At 70.2% G+C, this 25,882-nt stretch carries 21 protein-coding genes; 9 read left to right on the forward strand and 12 right to left on the reverse strand.

The genetic code is table 11. From position 1 onward, the window contains the following. Positions 1-95 precede the first annotated feature (95 nt). Entirely contained in the window at positions 96-1,139 is a 1,044-nt protein-coding gene (locus ITP53_RS60290; protein ID WP_195896380.1) for a CopD family protein, read from the forward strand. Between the two features lie 92 nt (positions 1,140-1,231). On the opposite strand, the gene ITP53_RS17055 is transcribed toward ITP53_RS60290, so the two are convergent. Both ITP53_RS17055 and ITP53_RS17060 read right to left on the reverse strand, forming a co-directional pair. After that, positions 1,232-2,416: a hypothetical protein gene (locus ITP53_RS17055; protein ID WP_328814778.1), complete on the reverse strand. Its 1,185-nt coding sequence runs from the start codon at positions 2,414-2,416 to the stop codon at positions 1,232-1,234. A 152-nt stretch (positions 2,417-2,568) separates the two neighbouring features. Further along, entirely contained in the window at positions 2,569-3,402 is an 834-nt protein-coding gene (locus ITP53_RS17060; protein WP_195896381.1) for a class I SAM-dependent methyltransferase, read from the reverse strand. Between the two features lie 438 nt (positions 3,403-3,840). Here ITP53_RS17060 and ITP53_RS17070 point away from each other — a divergent pair, with 438 nt between their 5' ends. From ITP53_RS17070 to ITP53_RS17085, 3 genes are all read left to right on the forward strand, one after another. Continuing rightward, positions 3,841-4,278, forward strand: a complete 438-nt coding sequence (locus tag ITP53_RS17070) for a nuclear transport factor 2 family protein (RefSeq protein WP_195896382.1) — start codon at positions 3,841-3,843, stop codon at positions 4,276-4,278. Positions 4,279-4,426: 148 nt separating this feature from the next. Next, positions 4,427-7,429 (forward strand): alpha/beta fold hydrolase, encoded by a 3,003-nt coding sequence (locus ITP53_RS57520; protein WP_236050886.1) that lies wholly within the window; start codon positions 4,427-4,429, stop codon positions 7,427-7,429. After that, positions 7,426-8,277 carry an ABC transporter permease gene (locus tag ITP53_RS17085; protein ID WP_195896383.1) on the forward strand — a complete coding sequence of 284 codons (852 nt, stop codon included), beginning with the start codon at positions 7,426-7,428 and terminating at the stop codon, positions 8,275-8,277. The genes ITP53_RS57520 and ITP53_RS17085 overlap by 4 nt, the downstream gene beginning before the upstream one ends. A 53-nt stretch (positions 8,278-8,330) precedes the next feature. Here the strand turns inward: ITP53_RS17085 and glpK are convergent, their stop codons facing one another. The 6 genes from glpK to ITP53_RS59270 form a co-directional block, all read right to left on the reverse strand. Next, positions 8,331-9,848: a glycerol kinase GlpK gene (gene glpK, locus ITP53_RS17090; RefSeq protein ID WP_195896384.1), complete on the reverse strand. Its 1,518-nt coding sequence runs from the start codon at positions 9,846-9,848 to the stop codon at positions 8,331-8,333. 122 nt (positions 9,849-9,970) lie between these two features. Further along, positions 9,971-10,780, reverse strand: coding sequence for an MIP/aquaporin family protein (locus ITP53_RS17095; protein ID WP_328814782.1), 810 nt, complete (start codon positions 10,778-10,780; stop codon positions 9,971-9,973). Positions 10,781-10,924: 144 nt separating this feature from the next. Then, the gene (locus ITP53_RS17100; protein ID WP_195896385.1) at positions 10,925-11,386 is read right to left on the reverse strand and encodes a GNAT family N-acetyltransferase; all 462 of its coding nucleotides are present in this window, start codon (positions 11,384-11,386) and stop codon (positions 10,925-10,927) included. Positions 11,387-11,541: 155 nt separating this feature from the next. Next, positions 11,542-12,414, reverse strand: coding sequence for an SAM-dependent methyltransferase (locus tag ITP53_RS17105; RefSeq protein WP_195896386.1), 873 nt, complete (start codon positions 12,412-12,414; stop codon positions 11,542-11,544). A gap of 49 nt (positions 12,415-12,463) precedes the next feature. Then, a complete protein-coding gene (locus tag ITP53_RS17110) occupies positions 12,464-14,074 on the reverse strand; it encodes an FAD-dependent monooxygenase (protein WP_195896387.1) in 1,611 nt (536 codons plus the stop codon). Positions 14,075-14,154: 80 nt separating this feature from the next. Continuing rightward, positions 14,155-14,748 (reverse strand): TetR/AcrR family transcriptional regulator, encoded by a 594-nt coding sequence (locus ITP53_RS59270; protein ID WP_207756052.1) that lies wholly within the window; start codon positions 14,746-14,748, stop codon positions 14,155-14,157. A 307-nt stretch (positions 14,749-15,055) separates the two neighbouring features. Here ITP53_RS59270 and ITP53_RS17120 point away from each other — a divergent pair, with 307 nt between their 5' ends. Then, positions 15,056-17,170 carry an ATP-binding protein gene (locus ITP53_RS17120; protein ID WP_328814786.1) on the forward strand — a complete coding sequence of 705 codons (2,115 nt, stop codon included), beginning with the start codon at positions 15,056-15,058 and terminating at the stop codon, positions 17,168-17,170. A gap of 19 nt (positions 17,171-17,189) precedes the next feature. Here the strand turns inward: ITP53_RS17120 and ITP53_RS17125 are convergent, their stop codons facing one another. Both ITP53_RS17125 and ITP53_RS17130 read right to left on the reverse strand, forming a co-directional pair. Then, a complete protein-coding gene (locus ITP53_RS17125) occupies positions 17,190-18,188 on the reverse strand; it encodes a terpene synthase family protein (RefSeq protein ID WP_195896389.1) in 999 nt (332 codons plus the stop codon). Positions 18,189-18,249: 61 nt separating this feature from the next. Continuing rightward, complete coding sequence (locus tag ITP53_RS17130; protein ID WP_195896390.1) at positions 18,250-18,636, reverse strand: ankyrin repeat domain-containing protein; 387 nt, start codon at positions 18,634-18,636, stop codon at positions 18,250-18,252. 94 nt (positions 18,637-18,730) lie between these two features. Here ITP53_RS17130 and ITP53_RS17135 point away from each other — a divergent pair, with 94 nt between their 5' ends. Both ITP53_RS17135 and ITP53_RS17140 read left to right on the forward strand, forming a co-directional pair. Then, positions 18,731-19,630: a proteasome assembly chaperone family protein gene (locus ITP53_RS17135; RefSeq protein ID WP_195896391.1), complete on the forward strand. Its 900-nt coding sequence runs from the start codon at positions 18,731-18,733 to the stop codon at positions 19,628-19,630. A gap of 30 nt (positions 19,631-19,660) precedes the next feature. Beyond that, positions 19,661-20,701 carry a Gfo/Idh/MocA family protein gene (locus ITP53_RS17140; protein WP_195896392.1) on the forward strand — a complete coding sequence of 347 codons (1,041 nt, stop codon included), beginning with the start codon at positions 19,661-19,663 and terminating at the stop codon, positions 20,699-20,701. 6 nt (positions 20,702-20,707) lie between these two features. Here ITP53_RS17140 and ITP53_RS17145 read toward each other — a convergent pair whose 3' ends face one another. Beyond that, positions 20,708-21,490, reverse strand: coding sequence for a tyrosine-protein phosphatase (locus ITP53_RS17145; RefSeq protein ID WP_328814790.1), 783 nt, complete (start codon positions 21,488-21,490; stop codon positions 20,708-20,710). 73 nt (positions 21,491-21,563) lie between these two features. On the opposite strand from ITP53_RS17145, the gene ITP53_RS17150 reads away from it, so the two are divergent. After that, a complete protein-coding gene (locus tag ITP53_RS17150; RefSeq protein WP_195896394.1) occupies positions 21,564-22,436 on the forward strand; it encodes a hypothetical protein in 873 nt (290 codons plus the stop codon). Positions 22,437-22,484: 48 nt separating this feature from the next. On the opposite strand, the gene ITP53_RS17155 is transcribed toward ITP53_RS17150, so the two are convergent. Further along, a complete protein-coding gene (locus tag ITP53_RS17155) occupies positions 22,485-24,581 on the reverse strand; it encodes a M6 family metalloprotease domain-containing protein (RefSeq protein ID WP_328814793.1) in 2,097 nt (698 codons plus the stop codon). Positions 24,582-24,687: 106 nt separating this feature from the next. On the opposite strand from ITP53_RS17155, the gene ITP53_RS17160 reads away from it, so the two are divergent. Continuing rightward, entirely contained in the window at positions 24,688-25,845 is a 1,158-nt protein-coding gene (locus ITP53_RS17160; protein ID WP_195896395.1) for a PucR family transcriptional regulator, read from the forward strand. The last annotated feature ends 37 nt before the right edge of the window (positions 25,846-25,882 follow it).

A 25,882-nucleotide genomic window follows, 5' to 3' on the forward strand; every position in this document is an offset into this window, starting at 1 on the left:
CCCTCCGCCCTCTCCCCCGACGCGCCGACCGCCTCAGTGCGCGGGTTGCCGGGGTCGGTTGATGAGGCGTCCGGTCGGGGCGAAGGGGGACGGGCGTGAGCGTCACCGCACCGGCCGCCAGCCCCGTCCTTCCGCGTCAGCGCGTCGGCGGGCGGCTCGTGGCGGGTGCGTTCGGCGTGTGTGCGGTCGTCGCGGCCGTGGCGGCGAGCACGTTCAGCGCGCAGGAGGCCGTGCCGGGCATTCCCATGCCTGGCCCGCTGGTGGCGGTCGGGCTGCCGGTGGTGCGGGTGCTGCTCGACGTCGCGGCGGTGGCCGTGGTCGGGCTGAGCCTGGTGCCGAAGCTGCTCGGGTTCGACGCCCCCGAACGTACCGAGCCGGTTCTGCGCAGGGTGCGGCCGCTCGCCGTGATCGCCGCCTGGGCGTGGGCGATCTGCGCGTTGCTCACCATCGTGTTCCAGACGGCCGAGCTGAACCCCGGCGGCGTCCCGACGTTCGGGATGATCGCGGCATACGTCGGCGATGTCGGCACAGGTCAGGGTTTGCTGTTCAGCGCGGCGTGCGCGCTGGCGGCGGCGGGCATCGGGCTGATGGCGGTGCGGTTCGGCGAGAAGGTGCCGGCCGAGCTACGGGTGATCGTGGCGTTGTTCGGGCTGCTGCCCATCCCGGTCACCGGGCACGCGGTCAACTCGGTCTGGCACGACCCGATCATGGTCTCGATGGAGATCCACGTGATGGGCGCGGCGGCCTGGACCGGCGGGCTGGTGGCGACGGCCGTGTTCGTGGCACCGCACCGGGAGTTGCTGGCCGTGGCGCTGCCCAGGTTCTCCAGGATCGCCGCGGTCTGCCTGCTGCTCGTGGGGCTCTCGGGGTTGGTCAACGGGCTCGGCACGATGGCGCTCACGCCCGGCGTGACGCTGCTCGGCGCGATCGTGACCAGCCACTACGGACTGCTGCTGGTGGTCAAGACGGTGCTGGTGGCGTTGCTGGTGCCGCTGGCCGCGCACATCCGCTTCCGCCTGCTGCCCGCCGTACGCGACGGCCGGGCCACCGCCCTGGTGGGATGGGCGGTGGCCGAGGTGTCCGTCATGGGACTGGCGTACGGCGTGGCCGTGGCGCTCACGCGAGCCTCGATCGCCTGAACCCGCCCGCAGTTCCTGGCGCGGGCGGTCGACATCGCGCGATCAGGGTGTGGCCGTCAGACGATCAGGGTGTGCCTTTCGTGATCGCGTGATCAGGGCGTGGCGGTCGCGATCGCCGGTGGTGGCTCGATGGGCTGGGGGGTGCCGCGCCTGGCGGCGAGCCACTCGACGGCGAGCCAGGCGGCCAGGAGGCCGAGGCCGGCCCAGACGGCTGACGACGTGACGAGGGGCGGTGCGCCCAGCAGCCCTTCCTGCCCCTTCAGAGCGCCGTACACCGGGCCCATGAGGGCGCTCTGCGCCGCCAGCGCGGCGTACGCGACGGCTGTCGCACCGATCGACCCGAGCACCGCGCGCACCACCGGCAGGCGTACCAGGAAGGCGACGTCCACCAGGAGCCCGGCCAGCACCAGGAAGAACGGCAGCGCCGACGGCGGGAACCCGGTGAACGTCAGCAGCGGCCAGGCCACCGTCCTGAAGCCCACGTAACCGGCGGCCACCAGGGTCGCGGCGCCGAACCTGCCGATCAGCAGCCGCGCCACGACCAGCACCGACAGCCCGGCGACCACCGCGTAGACCGGGTAGAGGAAGTCCGGCACGGGCAAGGTGAACTCGGTCATCATCGTCCGGTCCACCGGCCGCCCCATCTGGTCGGCGGCGAACTGGAGCAGGATCGGCTCCGCGTAGACGGTGTGGTTGTCCCAGGCGCCGATCGACAGGATGCCGTACTCCTGGTGCTGCTCGGGGAAGTGGACGTTCTCCAGGAGGAACGCCATGAACGCGCCCAGCACGACCACGCGCTCGCGGCCGGGCGGCGCGCCCATGAACCAGCCGCGGATCACGCCCGCGATCATGAACAGCGTTCCGACGTAGAGCATCATGTGCGACGGGCTCCACGAGGTGATGTCGAGCCCGTTGACGCGGTGGTTGATCAGGTCGAGCGGGACCGCGACGAGGAAGATGCCCGTGCCCCACTGGATGAGCCTGAGCGCGGACTTGTCCACGCCGTAGCCGGTGTAGCCGTGGATCACGGTGAGCGCGACGGCCAGGGCTGTTCCGACGGAGTTGAGCAGGTGGGGCGGGGCGAGGTCGTCACGCAGCCACATGAAGTGCCACGAGACGTCCCAGGCCGAGCCGAGCACCTTGAACGCGAACGCCAGCAGCCAGCCGAAATAGAGGACCCTGAACAGGTCCTGCGGCGTCTCACGCCCCGCCGGTCCCCGGGTCCAGTACGGCAGGGCCCACGCGGCGGCCTTCTTGAACGATGCTCGAGACTTCACGGGAGTGAATCTTACGGTCCCGTGGAACACCGGCCCGCGATGCCCCGATCCGGGAGTCGTCCGAGATCAGGACCGCGCTGCCGGACGACCGTCTCCATCTCGTGGGCGAGCCGGTGCTCGTCGGCCTGGCCGACCTCAACCTGGCGCACCGCCTACCGCGAGGTCATGCCCCCTGCGCTCCCCGCCGGGCCGGCGCCGCCGGCTGAGGCTCGCAGCGAGTACATGAGCGGGATCTTGGGGCTGCCCTCGGGGAAGCGGTATTCGCCCTCGTCGGCGACCAGGGTGGGGTAACGCTGGAAGAGCGTGTGATCGTGCTCGTGAAGGAACTCCACCCGCAGCCCCGCCCCCGACACGGCGGTGACGACGTCCCCGATGCCGTGCTGGAACTGCACGGAGGTCTGGTGGTCGAGGATCTCGCCGCCGGTGTAGGTGTGCGGCTCCTCCCAGACGTGGGGGCCGTGGTTGAAGTAGTCGTACGCGACGGTGGTGCCCGTGGCGTCGTCCATGATGTCGGCGAACGGGTGGAACTCGGCGAGGTAGAGGAATCCGCCGGGCTTCAGCAGCGCGGCGACCGTCTCGGCCCAGCGCGCGAGGTCGGGGAGCCATACCAGCGCCCCGAAACCCGTGTACACGATGTCGAAGGTGGCCGCGCCGAGTGCCTCGACGGCGTCGTACACGTCGGCGGTGACGAACGCCGCAGGGACGCCGCACTTGGCGGCGATGGCTGCGGCCTGCTCGATGGCGGCGTCCGAGAAGTCGAGGCCGGTCACCTCGGCACCCAGCCTGGCCCAGGAGAGCGTGTCGAGGCCGAAGTGGCACTGCAGGTGAGCCAGGCGGCGGCCGGAGACGTCGCCGACCTCCTCCCGTTCGAACGGCCGCAACCGGGACCTGCCCGCCACGAAACCCGTGACGTCGTAGAAGTCGCTGCCGACGTGGACGGGGACTCTCGCGTTCCAGTTGGCCCTGTTGACCTCCAGATACTCCATGGCGTCGAGCGTAGGGGACGGCGGTGGGTTTTCCACAGGCGTTTTCTGGTGGCGTCGCCTTGTCCACAGGTCGCCCGCGCGGCGTCTCGCGTGCCCGGTCCGGCGTGCATGATGAGCGCGTGACTCCAGCAGAAGCAGAGACGATCCTCCAGGAATACTTCGCCCCCTGGGTCCGGCAGCTCGGCTTACGGGTGGAGGAGGTCGGCGTACGGGCAAAGACGTCCTGATCGATGTCCGCATCACGAAGCTCGGCCGCACCCTGGCCTTCTCCGAGATCACCCTCTCGGCGGCGGGCAGCACGGAACCGGCGGCCCAGGCCACGACGGCCTACGCCCTGCTGGCCTGAGCACCTTCGCTTACCTGGCAGGTAATCGTCATGACGCACGATCCGGACAATGATTCCACCTGACCCCCGAGACAGCGGCTTGAGGACAGATCATGACTCGCGAAACCGTAGAAGAACTGCTGCGCCGGATCGGCGCGGGCGACCACGACCGGACCGCCGAGTTGTTCGCCGACCGGATCGACTGGCAGCTCAACTGGCCTGCTCAGGGGCACCCGTCGGTGCCGTGGATCCGGCCCCGTGCCGGGCGTGGGGACATGGCGGAGCATTTCCGCATGCTGGACGCCTGTCACGTGCCGGAGAAGAACGGCACGTCGGTGACGAGGATCCTGGTGGACGGGGACGACGCCGTTGTGCTGGGCGAGATCGCGCAGACCGTCAGAGCGACCGGTGAGGCGTACACCTCTGCTTTCGCCCTGCACCTCACCGTCGAAAACGGCCTGGTCACGCGCTACCACATTTACGAGGACAGCCTCACCATCGCCCGTGCCCTCGCTGACGAGACCACCGCGGACCACACACCATCCGCCTGACACCGGCCTCCCCACCGACGGCCGGGCGCGCCCTGCCCATGCTGGAGCGATCAAGATCCCGCAGCTCAACGGCACCGAGCACCACAGAGCGATCCCGGCGTTAGCGCCGTCTCAGGGATCTCTCAGGTGCGGAAAGTAGGCTCACCGCATGAAGCGTGTGGCCGCGCTGGTAGCGGCACTCGCCCTCATCGGGGTGACGACGTGGCTCGTGTGGCCGTCGGCACCGGAGGTGCGGGCCCAGGACCAGAGGATCAGCGTCGTCGACGGACCGGCCGACGACCAGCGGGTGGAACTCGACGCGACGTTCTTCCCGCCGCCTGATGGCGGGAAGGCGCCTGCCGTACTCATCGCCCACGGTTTCGGGGGCAGCAAGCAGAGCGTGCGCGAGCAGGCGATCCGCGTCGCCCAGGACGGCTACGCCGTGCTCACCTGGTCGGCGCGCGGTTTCGGCCGCTCGACCGGTGAGATCGCGCTCAACTCGCCGGACTACGAGGTCAAGGACGTCAAGCAGCTGATCGACTGGCTGGCCAAGCGGCCAGAGGTCCAGCTCGACGCCTCGGGCGACCCACGCGTCGGCATCGCGGGCGGCTCGTACGGCGGCGCCATCGCGCTGATGACGGCGGCCCACGACCAGCGGGTCGACGCGATCGTGCCACAGATCACCTGGTCCGACCTGGCCGACGCGCTCTTCCCCAACGCGGCCACCCAGAGCACGGGAAACACCGCCACCGCACCCGAGAGCACCGGAAACCCGGACACGGCCCCCCAGAGCGACGCCGCCGCCGGCACCACGCCCGAGAGCGGCACCGGCACCACCGACCAGACCGGCTCCGGGGGTTCCGGCGCCGCTCAGGGCGCGGAGGGCGGTGTCTTCAAGCGCATGTGGGCGGGCATCTTCTTCGGCCAGGGTGTCTCGCTGGACAGCTTCGCGATGCAGGGTCCGGAACGCGGGCAGGCCGCCGGTCCGCTGACTCCCGAGCAGGCGCGGTGCGGCAGGTTCCTGCCCGCGATCTGTGACATCTACCAGCAGGTGGCCAAGGACGGCAGGGCCACCCCGGAGGCCGTCGACCTGCTCCGCAAGTCGAGCCCGATCACCGTGGCCAGCCGGATCAAGGCGCCGACCCTGCTCATCCAGGGGCAGCGCGACTCGCTGTTCCCGCTGAGCCACGCCGATGCCAACGCCAGGGCGATCGCCGCCACGGGCACCCCGGTCAGCCTGGCCTGGTTCGACGGCGGGCACGACGGCGGCGACGGCGAGGCCGACTGGCTCTTCGAACAGTCCTCGGCCTGGTTCGCCCGCTATCTGAAGGGTGACGACGCGGCCCAGGCGGCGCCGCCGGTCAGCACGTTCACGGTGACGCGTGACGGCGGCCGCGACCCGGGCACCCGCCAGCGCATCCGGCTGCACCCGGAGGCGGGCTCGTACCCGGGACTCGCGGGCACGGACACCACCACGGTGCAGCTGAGCGGCCCCGAGCAGAGCATCGCCAACCCGCCCGGCGGCGCACCCGCCTCGATCTCGACGGTGCCCGGCATCGGCGGCCTGCTGGGCGGCCAGACCAACGGCGGCGTGTCGATCGACATGCCTGGCCAGAGCGCCACGTTCGAGTCCCGGCCGCTCGCCGCCCCACTCCAGCTCACCGGCAGCAGCACCGCCAAGGTCAGGGTGTCGGGCAAGGGCGAGGCGACGCTGTTCGCGAAGCTCTACGACGTGGCCGACAGCGCGCAGTTGCCCACTTTGCCCGCCGGGCTGGTGGCGCCGGTCCGGGTGACGATCCCCGAGGGCGCGGGCAGCACCGAAGCCACGATCAGCCTGCCCGCCGTCGATCACCAGTTCGCCGTCGGTCACCGGCTCCGCCTGGTCGTGACGACGACCGACATGGGCTTCGCCACGCCTGCCGAGCCGGCCACGTACCAGGTGTCGCTGGCCTCCCCCGCTCTCGCCGTCCCAACGGTCCGCACCCTGGCCGCTCCCCCGACCGGGGTCGCGTGGTGGGTGTGGGCGATGCCCCTGGCCGCCGTACTGATCGCCGCCGCCCTCATGGCCACGGGCCGCACCCAGTCCCTCGCCCGCACCCGCCTCCGCCGGCCCACTCCCGCGCTGGGTGCCGAGCCACGCGTAACGTCCGCCGGACTGCACGACATGTCCGGCGCCACCTCGAACGGGCGATCGCCAGCCCCCACGCCGAACGGTCAGGCGCCCGACACACCGCCCCGCCCCGACGTCAACGCCCAGCCGCACCCGGCCTCGGACACTGATCCGCGTGACGGAACCCTCCCGGCCCCTGGCTTCCACGGTGCGCCAGTCCCGGGCGCCGATCCGCACCATGCATCCCTCTCGGGGACTGACCCGCACGACGTGCCCGCACCGGGCGCTGAGGCGGATGGGCTCGGCGGGGTCGCGGACGGGGCGAAGGTGCCGTTGGAGATCAGTGGGTTGACCAAGGCGTATCGGAACGGTGAGCTGGCCGTCGATGGATTGTCCTTCCGGGTCGAGCAGGGGCAGGTGCTGGGCCTGCTCGGACCGAACGGCGCAGGGAAGACGACCACGATGCGGATGATGATGGGCCTCATCCGGCCGGACGACGGCGAGATCCGGATCTTCGGTGAACGCGTCACGCCGGGGGCGCCCGTGCTGTCCAGGCTCGGGTCGTTCGTGGAAGGCCCCGGATTCCTGCCGCACCTGTCCGGCCGGGACAACATCGAGCTCTACTGGGCCGCCACCGGACGCCCCAGAGCCGATGCCCACTTCGAGGAGGCGCTGGAGATCGCCAACCTGGGCAAGGCGCTGGAGCGGGCCGTACGCACCTACTCCCAGGGCATGCGGCAGCGGCTGGCCATCGCCCAGGCCATGCTCGGCCTGCCGGACCTCCTCGTGCTCGACGAGCCCACGAACGGTCTCGACCCACCCCAGATCCGGGAGATGCGCGAGGTGCTCAAGCGCTACGCGCGCGACGGCCGTACCGTGATCGTCTCCAGTCACATGCTGGCCGAGGTCGAGCAGACCTGTAGCCACGTCGTGGTCATGCACCGGGGGCGGCTGGTCTCGACCGGCACGGTGTCGCGGCTGCTCAGCTCGGCCACCGTCGGCAACGGGCACGGGCCTCGACTGGAAGACGTGTTCCTCGACCTCATCGGAGACAAGGCATGACCGCCGCGCCGGGCTACGCGCCCCGCCGCACGCTGCCGCTGCGGGTGGAGATCGTCAGGCAGTTCAAGCGGCGCAGGACGCTCGTCATGTTCGGGCTGCTGCTGGCGCTGCCGTGGATCCTGGTGATCGCGTTCCAGTTCGGGCCACAGTCCAGCAGCGGGCAGGGACAGACGTCCCTGCGTATGTCGGACCTGGCGACGGCGAGCGGCCTCAACTTCGCCGCGTTCGCCCTGTCGGTGTCGGCGAGCTTCCTGCTGGTGGTGGCGGTCGCGCTGTTCTGCGGCGACACCGTGGCCAGCGAGGCCAACTGGTCGTCGCTGCGTTACCTGCTGGCCGCCCCGGTCCCGCGCGACCGGCTGCTGCGGCAGAAGCTGATCGTGGCGCTCGGCTTCTCGGCGTCGGCCGTGATCTGCCTGCCGGTGATGGCGCTGCTCGCGGGCACGGTGGCGTTCGGCTGGAACGACATCCAGGTGCCAGGCACGGGCGAGGTGATGCCGGCCGTCGACGTGCTGCCCCGGTTCGGCATCGTGATCGCGTACGCCCTGGTCAGCCAGCTCGTCGTGGCGGCCCTGGCCTTCCTCGTCTCCACGATGACCGACTCCCCGCTCGGCGCGGTGGGCGGTGCCGTCGGGCTCTGGATCGTCTGCAACATCCTGCAGGCCGTCGAGGCGCTGGGGGTGCTGCGGGAGTTCCTGCCGACGTTCTGGAACAACGCCTGGACCGATGCGCTGGTGCCCGAGCTGGACTGGAGCGGGATGGCGAAGGGGGCGTCGGTGTCGATCACGTACGCGGCCATCCTCATCGCCGTGGCCTTCCGCCGGTTCCGCCGCAAGGACGTGGTCAGTTAGGCCACGCGGACCTGGTCAACCCCGCCCACGGGAGCCGCAGTCAGGGGGCGCGGTCAGTCGGTTTCTGTCCAGCCGAACGTTCTGGTCACGGCCTTCTTCCAGCCCGCGTACGCCCGTTCGCGCTCCTCCTCGCCCCAGACGGGCTCCCAGCGGCGATCCTCAGCCCAGTGGGCGCGCAGTTCGCCGGCGTCCCGCCAGAAGCCGACGGCGAGCCCGGCGGCGTAGGCCGCGCCGAGCGCGGTGGTCTCGGCGACGACCGGGCGGCTGACCGGGACGCCGAGGATGTCGGACTGGAATTGCATGCACAGGTCGTTCGAGGTGACGCCGCCGTCCACCTTCAGCACGTCCAGGACCACGCCGGAGTCCTGCTGCATGGCCTCGACGACGTCGCGGCTCTGGTAGCAGATCGCCTCCAGGGTGGCCCTGGCCAGGTGGGCGTCGTTGTTGAAGCGCGACAGGCCGACGATCGCCCCGCGGGCGTCGGCCCGCCAGTACGGGGCGAACAGCCCGGAGAACGCCGGCACGAAGTACATCCCGCCGCTGTCCGCCACCTGCCGGGCCAGCGTCTCGCTCTGGGGCGCGGAGGTGATGAGGTGAAGCTGGTCGCGCAGCCACTGCACCGCCGACCCGGTCACCGCGATCGAGCCTTCGAGCGCGAAGACGGGCGGCTCGCTCCCGAACTTGTACGCGACCGTGGTCAGCAGCCCGCTCCGGGAGCGCACGAGGTTGGTGCCGGTGTTGAGCAGCATGAAGTTGCCGGTGCCGTAGGTGTTCTTGGCCTCCCCGGGCGAGAAGCAGACCTGGCCCACGGTGGCCGCCTGCTGGTCGCCGAGGATCCCGGTGATCGGCACCTTCCCGCCGACCGGCCCGTACGGGATCGTGCTCCCGTAGGAGGCGGGGTCGGAGGAGGGCCTGATCTCGGGCAGCATCGCGCGCGGGATGCCGAAGAAGGACAGCAGCTCGTCGTCCCAGTCGAGCGTCTCCAGGTTCATGAGCATCGTGCGGCTGGCGTTCGTCACGTCGGTGACGTGGACGCCGCCGTTGGTGCCGCCGGTGAGGTTCCACACGGTCCAGGTGTCGGTGTTGCCGAAGACGGCCTCGCCACGGTCCACGGCCTCGCGGACGCCGTCCACGTTCTCCAGGATCCACTGGATCTTCCCGCCGGAGAAGTACGCGTCCGGCCGCAGGCCCGTCCTGGCGCGGATGACGTCCCCCCGGCCGTCCCGCTCCAGCGCCGCGGCGATCCGGTCGGTACGCGTGTCCTGCCACACGATCGCGTTGTAGTACGGGCGCCCGGTGCGCGGGTTCCACACCACGGTCGTCTCGCGCTGGTTCGTGACGCCCAGCGCGGCCAGGTCGCTGTCGTGCAGCCCGGCGCGCTGGAGGGTGGTCTGGATCACGGCGCCGGCCCTGGTCCAGATCTCGATCGGGTTGTGCTCCACCCAGCCCGCCCTGGGCAGGATCTGCTCGTGCTCGAGCTGGAACTTGGCCACCTCGGCGCCGTCGTGATCGAAGATCATGAAGCGCGTGCTCGTGGTGCCCTGGTCGACGGCGCCCACGAAATCAGGCATGGCGTTCTCCTCTGCGTGTCTCAGGCGTCCGATGGCCGCACGGCTTTCCGGGTTTCAGGTGTCGGATGGCTGCCCGGCTCCACGGGTTTCAGGCGTTCGATGGCTGCCCGGCTCCACGGGTTTCAGGTGTCGGATGGCTTCACGGCGTCGCGGTCCTCTCCTGGTGGCAGGAACCGGGCGACGCACACCTGGTACAGGCCGGCGCCGATGGCCCCGCCGATCAGCGGGCCGACGATCGGGACCCAGAAGTACAGGTCGCCGTACTGGTCTCGCCACGCGCCGTCGTACCCCGTCAGGAAGCTGGCCAGGCGCGGGCCGAAGTCGCGGGCGGGGTTGATCGCGTACCCGGCGTCGGCGCCGAAGGACATGCCGATCCCGACCACGAGGAGACCGATGACGAAGGGGCCCATGTTCGCGCTGGGAGCCATGTTGAGCGTGTCGGACAGGGCGAAGATGACGAAGAGCAGGATGGCGGTGCCGAGGATCTGGTCGCGCAGTCCGCCCCACAGGCCCACCGGCAGGGTGCCGTTGCCGGGCAGGGTGGAGAACACGATCTGCGTCTTCACCGTGTGCCCTGGGTCGGCCATGGCCAGGATCTCGGTGTAGTTCCAGCGCACCAGCAGCGCCGCGACGAACGCGCCTGCCGTCTGCGCGAGCGCGAACGGCACGACCTTGTTCCAAGCGAAGCCGCGGAAGAGGGCGAACCCCAGCGTGACCGCAGGATTGAGGTGCGCGCCCGAGGTCCGGCCCGCGACGTAGATGCCGAGCGCGACGCCGATCCCCCACGCCCAGGAGATGCTGTCGTGGTCGCCGAGTCCGCCGGCGACGACCTGTGCCACCACGCCCGCTCCGAACAGGACGAGCACCATCGTCCCGGCGGACTCGGCGATCAACTCGCCGGCCAGCCCCATCCGGTTGAGACGTCCGGCCACAACCCGCCCCCTCGTGTTCCGCGTGAGCGTTGTGTGCCATTCCCGATTCCCGGGCATGCATACGGACTGTGCGCTATACGTTGCGGAAAGTAAGTGATGCGCGGGCTTCGACGCCCCGGACGGCTTGACGCCGGCGGCGGGGGGTCAGAGGGGCCGGACGAAGGTGACCAGGCTCGTGCCCGGGCCGTTGTAGCCGGGGACGGGGTCGCCGACCTGGAAGCCCATCCGCCGGTGGAAGGCGATGGAGGTCTGGTTGACCGGCGCGGTGATGGCCTTGACGACCTGCCGGTCGTGGTGGCGGGCGAGGTCGAAGAAGCGCTCGTACATCGTCCTGGCGAGGCCGCTCGTCCTGGCGGCGGGGGCGACGCCGACGAAGTGGATGTACGCCTCGTCCGGCTCGGACGGCGAGACGAAGCCGATCAGGAAGCCGGCCATTCCCTCCGGACCCTCCGCGACGAGGCTCGTGCGGTGGAAATGGTCAAGGAACAGCCTGGGCAGTGAGGGCAGGATGGGACGGCCCCACCAGTCGTCGACCACGGCGGCGATGGCGTCGTAGTCGGCCGGGGTGGCGGTGCGCAGCGGGTACGCGGTAGGCGTAGGTGTCATGGCCTGCTCTGGAGGTGTGGAGATCTCGTTCCCGCCGATCGTAGTGAGGGGCACGCCCACGGCGAACGTGCGGGGTGGCCGGCCCGCCGCGGGCCACCCCCGAAAGTCCCGCCGGGACGGGGCCGCCTCAGGAAACCCCCGGAAGCGGGCCGCCGTCAGTGTCCGCTTGGGAGGCGTGCCGTCGCCAGCCAGCCGTGACCGGCGCGGGGGTCGGCGGGGTCGAACGCGGGTGGGGCCGGCCGTCCGTAACCGGCCGCGACCTCGACGACGTCGCACACGGCCGGACGCCAGCCGCGCCGGGCGAGCCAGGTGTCCAGACGCTCGGCGGGACCGCCTCGCCACAGGGCGACGAGTTCAGCGGATATGGCCGCACGGGCCTCGCGGAACAGGGCGGAGTCCGTACCGTGGTCGAGGGCGAGGACGCTGCCGGGCGCGGACACGGCGGTGATCCGGTCGAGGAGCCGGTCGGCGGCCTCGGGTGGCAGTGCGTACAGGATGCCCTCGGCGAGCCAGGCGGCCGGACGCCCCGGGTCGAAGCCCGACTCCGCCAGCGCGCGCGGCCAGTCCTCGCGCAGGTCGGTGGCCACCTCGACGCGGTGGCACGCGGGCTCCGCGCCCGCACCGCCCAGAACGGCGCTCTTGAACGACAGCACGTCGGCGAAGTCCAGTTCGAAGACCGTGGCGCCCGCGGGCCAGGCGAGCCGGTACGCGCGGGCGTCCATGCCGGCGGCCAGCAGGACAACCTGCTCGCAGCCCTGCTCCACCGCTTCCAGCAGCGCCCGGTCGAGAAATCGCGTGCGTACGGCGACCTGCCCGGCCATCATCCGCACGAAGCTCCGCGTCTCCGGCGACGACTGGGCGGCCCAGGGGGAGACGGCCGGATCGACGGCCCTGAGGAAGTGCCGCGCATACGGGTCGGCGAACAGCCGGTCCGAGCGGTCGCTCTCCTGGGCGCGCAGGAGGGCGACCGCGAAGGCGGTGGCGCTGATTCCGGTCAGGCTCTCGGGGACCGTCGGTTCGGGTGTCACGGGTGTCCTGCTCTCTGTCTTGGACGGCGAATGGTCTGGCCGGTGGGTCTCACGCGGCCAGGACGCGGAAGTAGTCGGTCACGGGTGCGAAGTCGACCTGGTCACCGCGGTAGCCGACGTACTTGTCCGGGCGGATCACGTACAGGCTGGGACGGCGCACGCCGTAGCGGTTGTGGGCCTCGCTGCGCGGGTCGGCGTAGATCCCCTCGGCGGGCCCGGGCGGCAGATGGCCGCGCGTGACGAGGTGGACGTCGCCGTGCCCGTCCATCACCTCGCGGGCGGCGGCCTGCCAGACGGCCAGGATGCCGGGGTCCGTCGTGTCGGCCCCGAAGAGGACGAGATGGTGGCCCGGCGGCCGCAGGAGGTGCCGGAGCGCCACCACGGACCCGGAGCGGGTCTCGACGTAGGTGTCCCGCACCAGCTCACCGGCCTCCGGCCCGGCGCCGGCGACGTCGCTCCACGCCCTGGCCGGTGACTCGTGCCAGCGTTCGAAGACGAGGGCGCTGCCGCGGTAGTGGACGAGGTGCTCGCCGAAGGCGTTCGACAGCCGCTGCTGCACGGGGTTGAGCCGGCCGAACAGGCGCAGCGCGTGCCGCCTGACCCGGCGGGCGAGCAGTGTGGTCTCCGTGGCGAGGTGGGTGGTGGTCGATGTCGCGTCGACCACGGCCTTGACCACGGGCCACCGTTCGGCCTGGTAGCTGTCCAGGAGGGACTCGCCGGCGCGTCCTGTCACGACGAGCGCGAGCTTCCAGCCCAGGTTGAGGGCGTCCTGCATGCCCGTGTTCATGCCCTGGCCGCCCACCGGGCTGTGGCTGTGCGCGGCGTCTCCGATCAGCAGGACCCGGCCGCTGCGCAGCCGGTCGGCCAGGCTCTCGCGGGCCACGAACGACGAGCTCCACCGCAGGTCGCGGACGCGGGAGTCCAGCGGAGTGCGTTGGGTGACGTAGGTGGCGAAGTCGGCCAGGCCGGGGTCTTCCGGCGGCTGGTCGCCGGGGGTACTGGCAAGGATGCGCCAGTAGCCCTCCACCATGGGGAAGACGGCCAGAACGCCGGTCCTGCCGAAGTAGACGTGGAAGCGGTCCCGTGTGAGCGTCCAGTCCGTGGCGACGTCGCCCAGGATGAAACCGCGCCTGAGATCGGCTCGCTCCCGGGTGATCCCCGCCGACTCGCGCACGGTGCTGTGGGCGCCGTCCGCGCCGATCAGCCAGTGGGTGTCGCACCGTTCGGCGCGGCCGTCCCCATGGACGATCTCCACGTTGACGCCGTGCGCTCTGGCCCGCTGGCCGACGAGGCGGGTGTTCCACTCGACGGTGACCCCGAGCTCCTCGGCTCGGTCCCTGAGCAGTGCGACCGTCTGCCACTGCGGGATGCACAGGTCCAGCGGGAACGGGGAGTCCACCGCTGTCACGTCCATCTCGGCCAGGGTCGTCGTGCCCTGGTAGAAGTTCAGCGCGTGCAGCGGGACGCCGCGTTCGATGGCGGCCTGCGCCAGGCCCAGGTCGTCCAGCAGTTCCAGCGACCTGGCCACGATGGACACGGCCCGGCTCTCCCGGTGCTCCGCGGCTCCGGCGTCGATGACGCGCGGGATCACCCCGCGCCGTGCCAGCTCGATGGCCAGCACCAGGCCGGCCGGCCCCGCGCCCACGATGAGTACGCTCACATGCCCACCTTAGAACGAATGATCGTTCTTTTATGAGAGCACGGCCACAGCCACTGCGTCAAGAACGAACGTTCATTCTCTCATTTGGTCGCGTGCGCCGACATCAGGGCGCGCAGGCCGTCACGGAACGCCGCCGAATCGGCGTGGCCATAAACCGCCCGAAGCACCATGAACCCATCCACCACAGCCATCAGGACGTCGGCCACGTGCTCGGCGGGGACGTCTGCGGGAAGCAGGCCGCGGCGCTGGTGCCGGACCACGAGACCCCGGACGACGCCGCGGGCCTCCTCCATGACCTCCTTCAGCTTCGCGGACAACGCGGGCGAGCGGAGCGCCTCCGACCAGACCTGGATCAGCAGTTGGGCCGACTCCGTCGATCCGGACAGCGGTGGGCGCTCGACCCCCAGCACCAGGTCGACCATGTTGTCCAGGTCGGGCGGCCGTTCCTCACCCTGCGCCTCGAACACCGCCGCGACCTCGGCCAGCGCCTCGGCGGCGGTCGCCGCGATGATGTCGTCCTTGCTCTTGAAGTAGCGGTAGACGGCGCCCGCCGACAACTCGGCCTCGGCGAGGATGTCCTGCATGGAGGTGGCGTGGAAGCCGTTGCCGATGAAGCAACGCCGGGCGGCGTCCAGGATCTGGCGACGGCGGGCTTCCAGGTGCTCTTTGGGCATGCGTGCCATGGGATCACAACGTAGAACGAACGTTCGCCCTTGACAACCGCGCCGCGATCCTTCCTTCGCGACCGGCCACGGCTAGCCCCAGTGCGGCGGCCTGTTGTCCAGGTAGAAGGAGTCCTGGTCGTCCTCGCGCCAGTCGCCCCAGCCGAGGTCCGTGTCGTCCGCCGTCTGCTCAGGTAGAAAATCTTCCACGCCCGACATGCTACCCGGGAGGACAAACCGACACCCGGCGCATCGGCAGGTCCAGGGACAGGCACGATGCTCGGCTGTACGATGCGTAGGCAGGTGTCGCCTATCCCCCGTGAGGCTGCGCATGGCCACCCCGACCGGCTGGCGGCGAGAGGGCAATCTGCCGGCGGAGCTGACCAGCTTCGTCGGCCGGACGCGCCTCCTCGCCAACCTCAAGCGGCATCTCAACGAGTCCCGGCTGGTGACCGTCACCGGGATCGGCGGCGTGGGCAAGTCCCGCACCGTGCTGAGGCTGGCGCACCAGGTGCAGGCCCACTATCCCGACGGGGTGTGGTTCGCCGATCTCGGGCGGTTGCAGGACGCCGGCATGGTCAGGCACAGCATCGCCTCCTCGCTGCGCATCGCCGACCAGTCCTCGCGCGCGGAGTCCGAGTCGCTCGCGGAGTGGGTGGGCGAGCGCGACATGCTGCTCATCATCGACACGTGCGAGCACGTCGTGCAGGGGTGCGCGGAGCTGGTCCAGGAGTTGCTGGAGGCCGCGCCCAACCTGAAGGTGCTGGCCACGAGCCGGCAGTCGATGCACCTGCCGTACGAGCACGTGGTGCCCGTCCCGCCGCTGCAGGTGCCTGGCGACGACGTCGCGGAAAACCTGTTCACCAACGAGTCCGTCCAGCTGTTCGCCGCCCGCGCGGGGGCCGGCGCGCCCGACTTCGTGCTCGACGAGCAGAACATCGGCGCCGTCGCCGAGCTGTGCAGGCGGCTCGACGGGATCCCGCTCGCGATCGAGCTGGCCGCGGTGCGGCTGCGGGCGCTGTCGGTGGAGCAGATCCTCGGGCTGCTGACCGACCGCTTCAGCCTGCTGGCGGGCGCGAGCCGGACGGCGCTGCCGCGGCATCAGACCCTGCGCGCGGCCATCGGCTGGAGCCATGAGCTGTGCGAGCCGGCCGAGCGGCTGCTGTGGGCGCGGTTGTCGGTCTTCGCGGGCGACTTCGAGCTCGACGCGGCCAGGTTCGTGTGCTCGGACGCCCGGCTGCCCGCCGATGAGATCACCGATCTGGTCACGGGACTGGTCGAGAAGTCCATCCTGCTGATCAGGAGCAACCACGCGGGCGTCCGCTACAAGCTGATCGACACCCTGGCCGACTACGGCGACGAGTGGCTCGACAAGCTCGGCCAGAAGGAGCAGATTCGGGAGCGGCATCTCGACTACTACCTGAGCATGGCCCGGCGCAGCGAGGACGCCTGGTCCGGCCCGCGGCAGATCTACTGGTTCGTCCGGATGCGCCAGGAGCACGACAACGTCCGGACGGCGCTGGAATACGCGCTCAGGTCACCCGGTCGCAGCGGACTCGCGCTGACCCTGCTGTCGTCGCTGTGGTTCATGTGGGTGTGCTGCGGGTTCGTCCGGGAGGGCCGCCTCTATCTCGAACGCGCGCTGGAGGCCAACCCCAGCGTGAGCAAGGAGCGCTGCAAGGCGCTGTGGGTGCTCTCCTACGTGCGCAGCGCCCAGGGCGACAGCACGGGAGCGCAGAACGCGGCCGAGCAGTGCAGCACCGAGGCCGTCCAGGTCGGCGACTCGCGAGCGGTGATCCTCGCCTCCAAGATGCAGGGCACCGCCGCGCTGCTCCAAGGAGATCTGCAGAAGGCCAGCGCGCTGCTGGGCGTGGCCATCGAATTCAACACCGACAACAAGGAGCTCAATCCCGGCCTGCTGCCCGCCATCGTCGAGCTGGCGATCGTGCTCACCTCGCAGGGCGAGCTGTACGAAGCCGGGTCGCTGCTGGAGGACTGCCTGCAGGTGTGCAGGGAGCGCGGCGAGCTTTGGGTCAGCTCCTACGCGCACTGGGCGCTGTCGGCGACCAGGCTGCAGTCGAAGCGGGCGGACCTCGCGCTGGAGAGCGCCCAGGAGAGCCTGCGGATCAAGCGGCACTTCCACGACACGCTGGGCACACTCATCACGCTGGAGACGGCCGCTCGGATCTACGCGGCGCAGGAGCAGGTGGATCTCGCGAGCCGGCTGCTCGGCGCGCTGCACCAGAACTGGCGCTCGGCCGGCCTGCCGATGCTGGGCGCGCCGTTCCTCACGGTCGACCACGAGAAGTGCGTCAAGGAGTGTGAGCGGCAGCTGGGCATCGAGGGCTACAAGCAGGCGTTCGTGCTGGGGGCGGATCTCGACCTCGACGAGGCGACCACGCTCGCGCTGGGCGACCTGGACGCCTCGTCGTAGGTGCTCGGGCGGACGGGGGTCAGGAGGCCTGGAGCCACTGGGTGCCACTCGGCCATGCATGCACGTAGCGCGCGCTGCTGAGCGAATACACGATGTGGCCCCGCACCCAGTGTTCGAGGCCCTGGACGTAGGCGAGCGCCGCGGGTGAGCCCCAGGTCTCGACGGAGGCGCGTAGCCGCACCATCTCCGCGACGGCGCCGTCGTGCATCAGCGCCACCTCGTCGAGTGCCTCCTGCAGGGAGTAGCCCCGGTGGGTCACCAGCACGTTCACCAAATTGTGCCGGGCCTGGTCGTGCTTGCGTTCCTTGGCGTAGGAGAAGAGGTCGTTGTCCCACACCACCAGGTCGTTGGCGTGCTCGGTGAGGGCCCGGATGTCGGGGTGGTGCCATTCCTCGGGGGTGAGTCGCTGCCGGCCCGCAATGTCGATGAGGGCGTACACGGGGTACATGGCGCCGGTGCGCCGGCGCATGAAGACGTAGTCCTCGGGCGTGGGGACCACGTCCGACTCCCTGTTGGCGGCCTCCCACACCTGGGCGAAGATGTACTCCTTGGTCGCGGTGCACCAGCGGTCGAGCTGGTCGCGTTCGGCGTGGACGGAGATGCGGCCCTTGAGCTCCCGCAGGGACCTGGCGAAGACGTTCGTCACAGGCTGGTCGGACTCGATGTCGTGCAGGACCCGGAACATCTCCGGCAGCGCCCGGGCGATGAGAGCCGTGTGCTTACTGAGGTCCTCCGACTCGCAGAAGCCGTCGTCGAAGGCGAAGAGCCAGATGCACCAGTCCATGAGGAGCTTGAGCATGTCCCGGTCGACGAGCGGGTAGGCGCGGGCGGTGAGCCAGCCGAACCGGGCGCCCCGGTAGCGCTCCAGCATCTCCGGGTCCTGGAGCATGCCCGACTCGAGCAGCCAGCCGAAACTGTCCTCGCTGGCCTCGCTGACATGCGGGTTTACCTGGCTCGCGAACGGACATCGTAACGCGGGGATTCTGGGGGGTGTGGCATGCGCAGAGATAATAGCCATAAGGGCATAGTCGATGGCTCAGCGAATATTGGCTATATAGCGCGATGTAACCTCTTCGTTACTACTGGAATTCACCCTTGTCCAGCCAGTCCCGCAGGTTGAACATCGTCGCGGTTTCCACCGCGGAAGGGGTCCCCGCGTTCGGGTCGGCGCCGGCTTCGAGCAACGCCCGGACCACGTCCGGCTCCTTCTTGAAGACGGCGCCGGCGAGTGGCGTCTGGCCCCGGTCGTTGGCGCGGTCGGGGTCGGCGCCGTGGGTGGCGAGCATGCGTACGGTCTCGGCGTGACCGTGGTAGGCCGCCAGCATCAGCAAAGTGTCACCTTTGCCGTTGGTCAGGTTGGCCGGCACCCCCGCCTCGACATACGAGCGCAAAGTCTCTGTGTCACCCGCCCTGGCCAGGTCGAACAACCTGGTGGCGAACTCTTCCAGCTCCGGGTCCCCGTCCATGCACCCATTGTGCCTCGATAGGGTGCCCTGCACGGAATCGTTCCGTCCCGCCGTAGGTTCTGTTGAAGAGTACCTAGGGAAAGGCTGTCCAACCGTGTTCGACCCGAAGGATCTCTACAGGCTCGCAGACGACGCGCCCGAGCTGCCCGATCCGGTGTTGCTGTACCACTTCGACGGTTTCGTCGACGCGGGCGGTGCCGGACGCCTCGCACTGGGCCACCTGCTGGCCGAGCTGGAGCACCGGGTCGTCGCGACATTCGACGTGGACCGGCTGCTCGACTACCGGTCCCGGCGGCCCATCATGACGTTCGACACCGACCGCTGGGTGGAGTGCGAGAGCCCTGAGCTGGCCGTACATGTCGCGAAAGACTCGACGGGGACGCAGTTCCTGCTGATGAGCGGGCCCGAGCCCGACCGCGAGTGGGAGTTGTTCACCAAGGCCGTGGCGGAGCTCGTGGCACGGCTGCGGGTGAGCAAGCTGGTGACGCTGCACGGCGTCCCCATGGCGGTCCCGCACACCCGGCCGCTCGGCATCACGATGCACGCCAGCAGGCCGGAGCTGATCAACTCCCAGACCAGCGCGTTCGGACGTGTCCAGGTGCCCGGCAGCGTCGCCGCGCTGCTCGAACTGCGCCTGGGGGCGCAGGGACGCGACGCGCTGGGGTACGCCGTGCACGTGCCGCACTACCTGTCGCAGGCCGAATACCCGACCGCCGCCGTGACGGCCCTCGAGGCCGTGACGAGGGGGACGGGGCTGGTGTTCCCGATGGACGCGCTGCGCGACGCGGCCAGCCGTACGACGACGGAGATCCAGGAGCAGATCCAGGCCTCCGCCGAGCTGACCACCGCGATCAGCGGTCTGGAGCAGCAGTACGACGCCTTCGCGGGCGGCTCGGAGCGCGAGAACCTCATGGCCGAGACGACCCCGATGCCCACCGGCGACGAACTGGCCGCCCAGTTCGAACGCTTCCTCGCCGAGCGCGACGACGAATAGGTCATCACCCGGCCCGGATAGCCTGGCGCCATGAGCGATATCCAGGTCGGGCTGGCCGGCTACGGCACCGCGGGGGCCTACTTCCACGCCCCCTTGATCCACGCCACCCCCGGCCTGTCGCTGGCCGCCGTCGTCACCGGGAACCCGGCCAGGCAGGCCGAGGTGGCCGAGCGGTACGGCGCGGCCGGAGTGCCCGACGTGCGGGAGTTGTGGGGCCGCTGCGATCTCGTCGTGGTGGCCTCCCCGAACAGGACGCACGTGAGCACGGCCGCGGCGGCGCTCGCCCAGGGGCTGCCCGTCGTCGTGGACAAGCCCCTCGCCAGGACCGCCGAGGAGGGACGCGAGCTCGTACGCCTGGCCAAGGAGCGCGGGCTCATGCTGACCGTGTTCCAGAACCGGCGCTGGGACGGCGACTTCCTGACCGTACGCCGGCTCGCCGGCGAGGGAGGGCTCGGTGACGTGCTGCGCTTCGAGTCCCGGTTCGAGCGGTGGCGGCCGGTGCCCAAGGGCGGCTGGCGGGAGACCGGCGGCCCGGAGGAGGCCGCTGGACTCCTGTACGACCTGGGAAGTCACCTCGTCGATCAGGCTCTGCAGCTCCTCGGTCCGGTGCGGGAGGTCTACTGCGAGAGCGACGTCAGGCGTGCCGGGGTGGCCGCCGACGACGACACGTTCGTCGCGCTCACGCACGCAGGCGGGGCCAGGTCGCATCTGTGGATGAGCGCCGTGGCCGCCACGCTCGGGCCGCGGTTCCGGGTGCTGGGGTCGTCAGGGGCGTTCGTGAAGCACGGGATGGACGTGCAGGAGGAGCGGCTGCGGGCGGGGGTCGCGCCCGGCTCCGCCGGGTTCGGGAAGGATGAGGAGGCACGGTGGGGCGTGCTCGGCACGCAGGACGATCATCGTGCCGTCCGGACCGAGCCCGGGGCGTACCTGGACTTCTACCGGGGGGTGGAGGCGGCGGTGCGGGAGGGCACGGCGCCGCCCGTGGATCCGGAGAGCGCGGTCGACGCGCTGACCGTCATCGAGGCCGCCCGCCTGTCCGCCGCCCAGCGCATCGTCGTCCACCTGAGCTGACCGGCCTCAGTCGCGCAGGCGGGAACGCAGCGTGGCGGTGTCCGCGTCCGTCCAGCCGTGCCGCGACAGCCACCCCATCGGCCCGTCGAACCGGTCGTCGAGAACGCCGAGGAACTGCTCGATGTACCTGGCCCTGGGCATGTGGTCGTCCGCAGGACGCGCGTCCAGGTCCCCCCGGTACGTGTCGCTGCCCCGCAGCCGCTTGAGTATCAGCTCCAGCCGCTCCCCCGTGGCCACGTAGTCCTCGACGATCGCCTCCCTGGTCGCGCCCGCCACCTCCAGCGCGAGCGCCGACAGCACCCCCGTACGGTCCTTTCCCGCCGCGCAGTGCACCAGCGCCGCCCCGTCGTCCAGCGCCAGGGCGCGCAGGGCCGCGACCACGGCGTCCGGGCGGTCGCGCAGGTAGCCGAAGTAGAAGCCGGTCACGCGCAGCTCCTCGTCCAGCACGCGTTCCGCCCATGGCAGCACGCGTTCGCCGTCGATGGTGTCGGCCTCGACGTCGGTGTGCCTGCCGCCCTCGGCGAACAGCGTCAGGTAGTGATGAGCCACCTCGGGCACCTCGGTCAGCGGTCCCGGGCCCTCCAGCGAGACCTCGGTGTTGGAGCGGAGGTCCACGACGTGCCGCAGGTTGAGCCCGCCCACCAGCACGGACACGTCCTCGGGGGTGAGGCCCTGAAGATTGTCGGCGCGCAGGATCCGCCCGCGACGAGTGCGGCCGCCGTCGCGGGTGGGGAGTCCGCCCAGGTCACGCGCATTGACCGCGCCTTCCAGGTCGATCCACCTCGTCATCTCATTCATTGTCTAGACCCTATATGTCCCTCAAATATGAGCGGATTCGGAGTTCATAACGCAGCATGAACGTATGGATCCACGAGCTCTGCCTCCACGGCTGGTGATCGATCCAACGCTGCCCCCGGAGATCTCTGTCGAGCTGCGTTCGAGCCCGCACCTCCTCCGGATGGCTCGGTCCGGCACGCGATTGGACACCCAGAACAACCCCGCACTGCTCTTCGTGCTCCCAGGTTTCCTGCTGCTGCTCTGGTCACTGAGCAGGGTCGGCTTCCTTCTCGTCGGCGGAGTCACCGTCGGGTTGGTCGCGCTGTTCCGGTGGATGGCGCTGGACAGCTCGTACCGGGCGACGAAGCGAAGACTCCGCCTCGCCCACGCGCACGCCGACCGCTACATCCTGCCGGAGGACCTCGACTATCCCTGCCAGATGCTGCTGCGCCGGGCGCAGAACGCGGTCGAGACGATCCTCAGCTCCCGCGTGCACCGGGCCGGCCTGATCGACACCATCGACAACCAGGTGACGCTGCCGGAGGAGATCTGGCAGATCGCCCAGCGCCTGCGGCGGTTGTCGTCCATGCACGCCGAGCACGGCCGGATCATCCCCCGCGAACTGCCCACGGGCATGGAGGACGCGTTCAAGCCCTACACCCGCGCGCTCGACACCGCCTGGACGTCCCTCACACAGCGCGTACGCCACCTGGAGGGCTACGCCAAGCAGGTGCTGAAGGCGGACAAGGTCTACCACGCCCACAGGCGGCTGGAGGCGCTGGCGGCCAAGACGCCGGAGTACCAGATGCTGCTCGCCGACACGCTGCGGGACGAGCTGGCGCACGAGCGCATCAAGGAGCTGGCCGACCAGGCGGCGCACGTGCGCAAGCTGTTCGAGGAGAGCATCCACGAGGCCAGGCAGGCGGCGGGCGAGCTGATCCGCACCCCGCTGACCTGAGACCGATGGGGTACGGCTCCCAGCCGTACCCCATCGGCTCCAGAGGTCCTAGAGACCGATCACGTGGCAGGTGGCGGTCATGGTCCTGGCCGGGTCGCTCTCCGAGGTGGCGGTGAGCTTCACCCTGGCCAGCCGGTCGCCGCCGGACCCGCGTACCGCGTTGACGGTCACGAGCGCCTGCTTGCCGAACGCGACGGAGGCCAGCGCGTTCGGGACCTGGGCGGTCCAGCCCTTGCCCTGGACCTCGGCCTTGAGCCGGTAGATGTCGGAGTTGAGGTAGGCGCTGACGTCCTCCGGGTGCGTGCCCTGCGCCGGGGCCGCCTTACCGGTGTTGAACAGCGGGAACTTGCAGGTGGACAGGCTCTTGCCGGTGGGGATGCCGGCACCGGGGAGCAGCTTGACGCCGCGCCGCTGCGGGCCCGCGCCGTCCAGGGAGCGGATCGCCACCGTGTAGGAGAGCTGGCCCTTGCGGTCGCGCTTCAGGTCGGTGACGTAGAAGTGCAGGCGGTTGGCCTCGTCGACGTACTCGTACTCGCTGCCGGAGTCGGTGCCGGCGTGGAAGAGGGCGTCGGAGAGCTGGCGGTAGTCGCCGAGCGTGATCGGCACCTCGGTCCCGTCGGGGAGCACGTAGTCGGTCATGCCGATGTCCTGCGGGTTGGCGTCGATCACCCACTCGAACGGGGCACGGTCCTGGTTCTTGGTCTTGGCCAGCAGGACGCCCGCGTCGGGGGTGAAGGAGTCGGAGCCCATGCGGTCGACGACCTCGACCGTGTAGTTGTCGTACGAACCGCCGTCGCAGAGCGGGTCGGTGGTCTGGCACGTGCTCTTGTCGCCGGTGTCGAAGGAGACGTTGACGCCTGCCAGCTCGTTCTCGCCGGGCTGCACGGCGCGGGCGAGCACCTTGGCGGTGACCACGCCGGACTCGTCGAGCGCCTCGCGGGACAGGCGCAGGACGTTCTGCTCGTCGACCATGCCGAGGTCGATCTTGTTGCGGAGCATGTGCTGCGAGCCCATGGACGCGCCCGCGGTGGGCGGGATCAGCCAGCGCGAGTGCGGGCCGCCGGGGCCGTTGAAGCTGCCGCGGCTGAGCATCTCCCAGATGCCGGTGTACGCCCGTTTGACCGGCACGGCGTATGGGTTGTTGTAGTTGTCGGAGATGCCCATGATGTGGCTCAGCTCGTGGGCGAAGGTCGCCATGCCGGAGCTCTCGGCCTGCACGGAGTCCACGCCGAAGCGGGCGTTGGGCCAGAAGTTGGAGCCGGCCTGCCAGGAGGTCCACTCGACGTAGCGGGTCCTGGACCAGTTGGGCAGGTTGGGGTCGGGCGGGCCCCACTCGTCGGGCACGTCCTCCTTGGTCGGGAACTTCATCATCCCGAACTCCTGCCAGGTGGCCGACTCGTCCTGGCCGGCGCTCAGGTAGAAGACGAAGTCGAACTGGTCGGCCACCTCCTGGCCGACGGAGGCGATCCAGGCGGCGTTGCCGTCGGCCCGCAGGTTCTTGTTGCAGGTGTCGCCCGCCGGGCAGGACTCCCGCTGGTACTCCATGGCGTACTCGTGGCTCTTGCCCGGCATCGTGTAAGGACCGAAGCCGGCCAGCTCCACGCCGATCCTGCCGCCTGAGTCCTCCATCCAGTACTCATGGATGGTGTGACCCTTGTTGAGGTCGTTCGGGGTGTTGAGGAAGTCCTGGTAGAACGTCGCCAACTGCTCACGCGGGATGTCGTGGGCCTCGGCGGACGGGTTGCCGTAGACCGTCGAGCCCTGCGGCTGCGACACCATGAACTGCTGGTTGGGGTAGTCGAGGAGGACGAGCGCGCCCTTGAAGGTGCGTGTCGAACCCTTGACCGCGGGGTCGCTCCAGTCGGTGCCTGGAGGCTTCTTGTAGTCCGCCCACGTCATGTGGTCGGGGTTCTCCCAGTTCTGCGGGTCGATGGGCTTGATGTCGCCCGCCGGCCTGGCGCGCATCGTCTGGGCGTCGGCGGGAGCGTCAAGCTGCCAGGGCTGGGTCTGCGGCCAGTGGTTCTGCCGCCACGGGTGCTCAGGATCAGTGGGGGGTGCTGCGGAAGCGGGGGTCGCCATCAGGCTCACCGGGATCAGCACGATGGCCACCAGTAAACCCTTAAGCAGCTTCTTCGGGGCATTCACGGATCGACGGTATAGACGTTATTGACGGAGATCACCGCGCAGTTGTAGGGAAGACTTGCAGCGACATGTCCTACAAATGCTGAAACGTCCAGGTAAAGAGGTTGTTGTGGCGGATCTTCAGCGGACCGTCGACGAGCTCGCCGCCCGTCTCGACCGCCCCCTGCTGCTCGAGGACCGGGTGCAACGCGTCGTGGCCTACAGCGAGCAGAACGGCGCCATGGACGACATCCGCCGCGACTCGATCCTGCGCAGGCACACCACGCCCGAGGTGCGCCAGTGGTTACGGGCGGCCGGCATCCACCGCGCCGCCGCCCCGCTGCGCACCCCGGGCGCGCCGCACCTGGGCCTGCTGCCGCGGGTCTGCGTCCCGGTACGACACGCCGACGGGCTGCTCGGCTTCCTGTGGTTCATCGACGCGGAGCCGGCCATGTCCGACGCGCAGGTGGCCGAGGCCGAGGCCGCCGCCCCCGCGCTCGCCCTGACGCTGTTCCACGAGAGCCTGGCCAGCGGGCTCGCCTCGCACCGGGAGCTGGAGGCGGTGACCGGACTGCTGCTCGGCGAGCGGGACGCGGCCAGGCAGCTCATCGAGGCGGGCGCGTTCCCGCAGGCGCAGCCGGTGACCGTACAGGTGGCCAGGCCCCTGGCGCCGGAGCCCGACGAGGCGCTGAGGCTGGCGCTGGAGCAGGGGCTGCTGGCGCTGCGGCAGCGGCTGAGCGGGCACCATCCGCTGCACCTGGTCCGCTACGACCACGCCGTGCTGCTCACGGCCGGGGCGCCGGTCTCCCCCGACGAGTTGCACGCGGCCATGCCGGTGCCTGTCGTGGTCGGCGTCGGGCGCAGCCGTCCCGAACTGGCGGCCGCGGCGGGGTCGTACCAGGAGGCGAGACACGCGGCCGAGGTGACCGCCCGCGTGCGGGGGCTCGGCCGGTCGGCCGAGTGGGCGCGGCTCGGCGTCTACCGGATGCTCACGCAGTTGCCCGACCAGCCGTTGCACCCGGGGCTCGAAGGGCTGCTGGGCGACGCGCAGTATCTGCCGCTGCTGGAGACGCTGGAGACGTACCTGGACCTGGCGGGCAGCGTGGTCGCCACCTCGCGGGTCCTGCGGCTGCACCGCACGTCGCTGTACTACCGGTTGCAGCGGGTGGAGGAGCTCGCGCGTACGGACCTCAAGGACGGCGGGGAGCGGCTCGCCCTGCACCTCAGCCTCAAACTCGCCCGGCTCTCCGGACGCTACCTACCACGAGATTCACATGGTTCGTCCTGATTGCGCCATTGTCCCAAGCTCACGTTTAATGCCCTGA

The sequence above is a fragment of the Nonomuraea cypriaca genome, from assembly GCF_015645445.1.
Taxonomy (GTDB): Bacteria; Actinomycetota; Actinomycetes; order Streptosporangiales; family Streptosporangiaceae; genus Nonomuraea; species Nonomuraea cypriaca.

Coding starts and splice junctions, on each gene's coding strand:
- ITP53_RS17130 (WP_195896390.1), bottom strand. CDS start 18,636: ATGGACGGGGACCCGGAGCTGGAAGAGTTCGCCACCAGGTTGTTCGAC.
- ITP53_RS17060 (WP_195896381.1), bottom strand. CDS start 3,402: ATGGAGTATCTGGAGGTCAACAGGGCCAACTGGAACGCGAGAGTCCCC.
- ITP53_RS17145 (WP_328814790.1), bottom strand. CDS start 21,490: ATGACGAGGTGGATCGACCTGGAAGGCGCGGTCAATGCGCGTGACCTG.
- ITP53_RS17085 (WP_195896383.1), top strand. CDS start 7,426: ATGACCGCCGCGCCGGGCTACGCGCCCCGCCGCACGCTGCCGCTGCGG.
- glpK (WP_195896384.1), bottom strand. CDS start 9,848: ATGCCTGATTTCGTGGGCGCCGTCGACCAGGGCACCACGAGCACGCGC.
- ITP53_RS17150 (WP_195896394.1), top strand. CDS start 21,564: ATGGATCCACGAGCTCTGCCTCCACGGCTGGTGATCGATCCAACGCTG.
- ITP53_RS17100 (WP_195896385.1), bottom strand. CDS start 11,386: ATGACACCTACGCCTACCGCGTACCCGCTGCGCACCGCCACCCCGGCC.
- ITP53_RS59270 (WP_207756052.1), bottom strand. CDS start 14,748: ATGCCCAAAGAGCACCTGGAAGCCCGCCGTCGCCAGATCCTGGACGCC.
- ITP53_RS17070 (WP_195896382.1), top strand. CDS start 3,841: ATGACTCGCGAAACCGTAGAAGAACTGCTGCGCCGGATCGGCGCGGGC.
- ITP53_RS17125 (WP_195896389.1), bottom strand. CDS start 18,188: ATGGCTATTATCTCTGCGCATGCCACACCCCCCAGAATCCCCGCGTTA.
- ITP53_RS17140 (WP_195896392.1), top strand. CDS start 19,661: ATGAGCGATATCCAGGTCGGGCTGGCCGGCTACGGCACCGCGGGGGCC.
- ITP53_RS57520 (WP_236050886.1), top strand. CDS start 4,427: ATGAAGCGTGTGGCCGCGCTGGTAGCGGCACTCGCCCTCATCGGGGTG.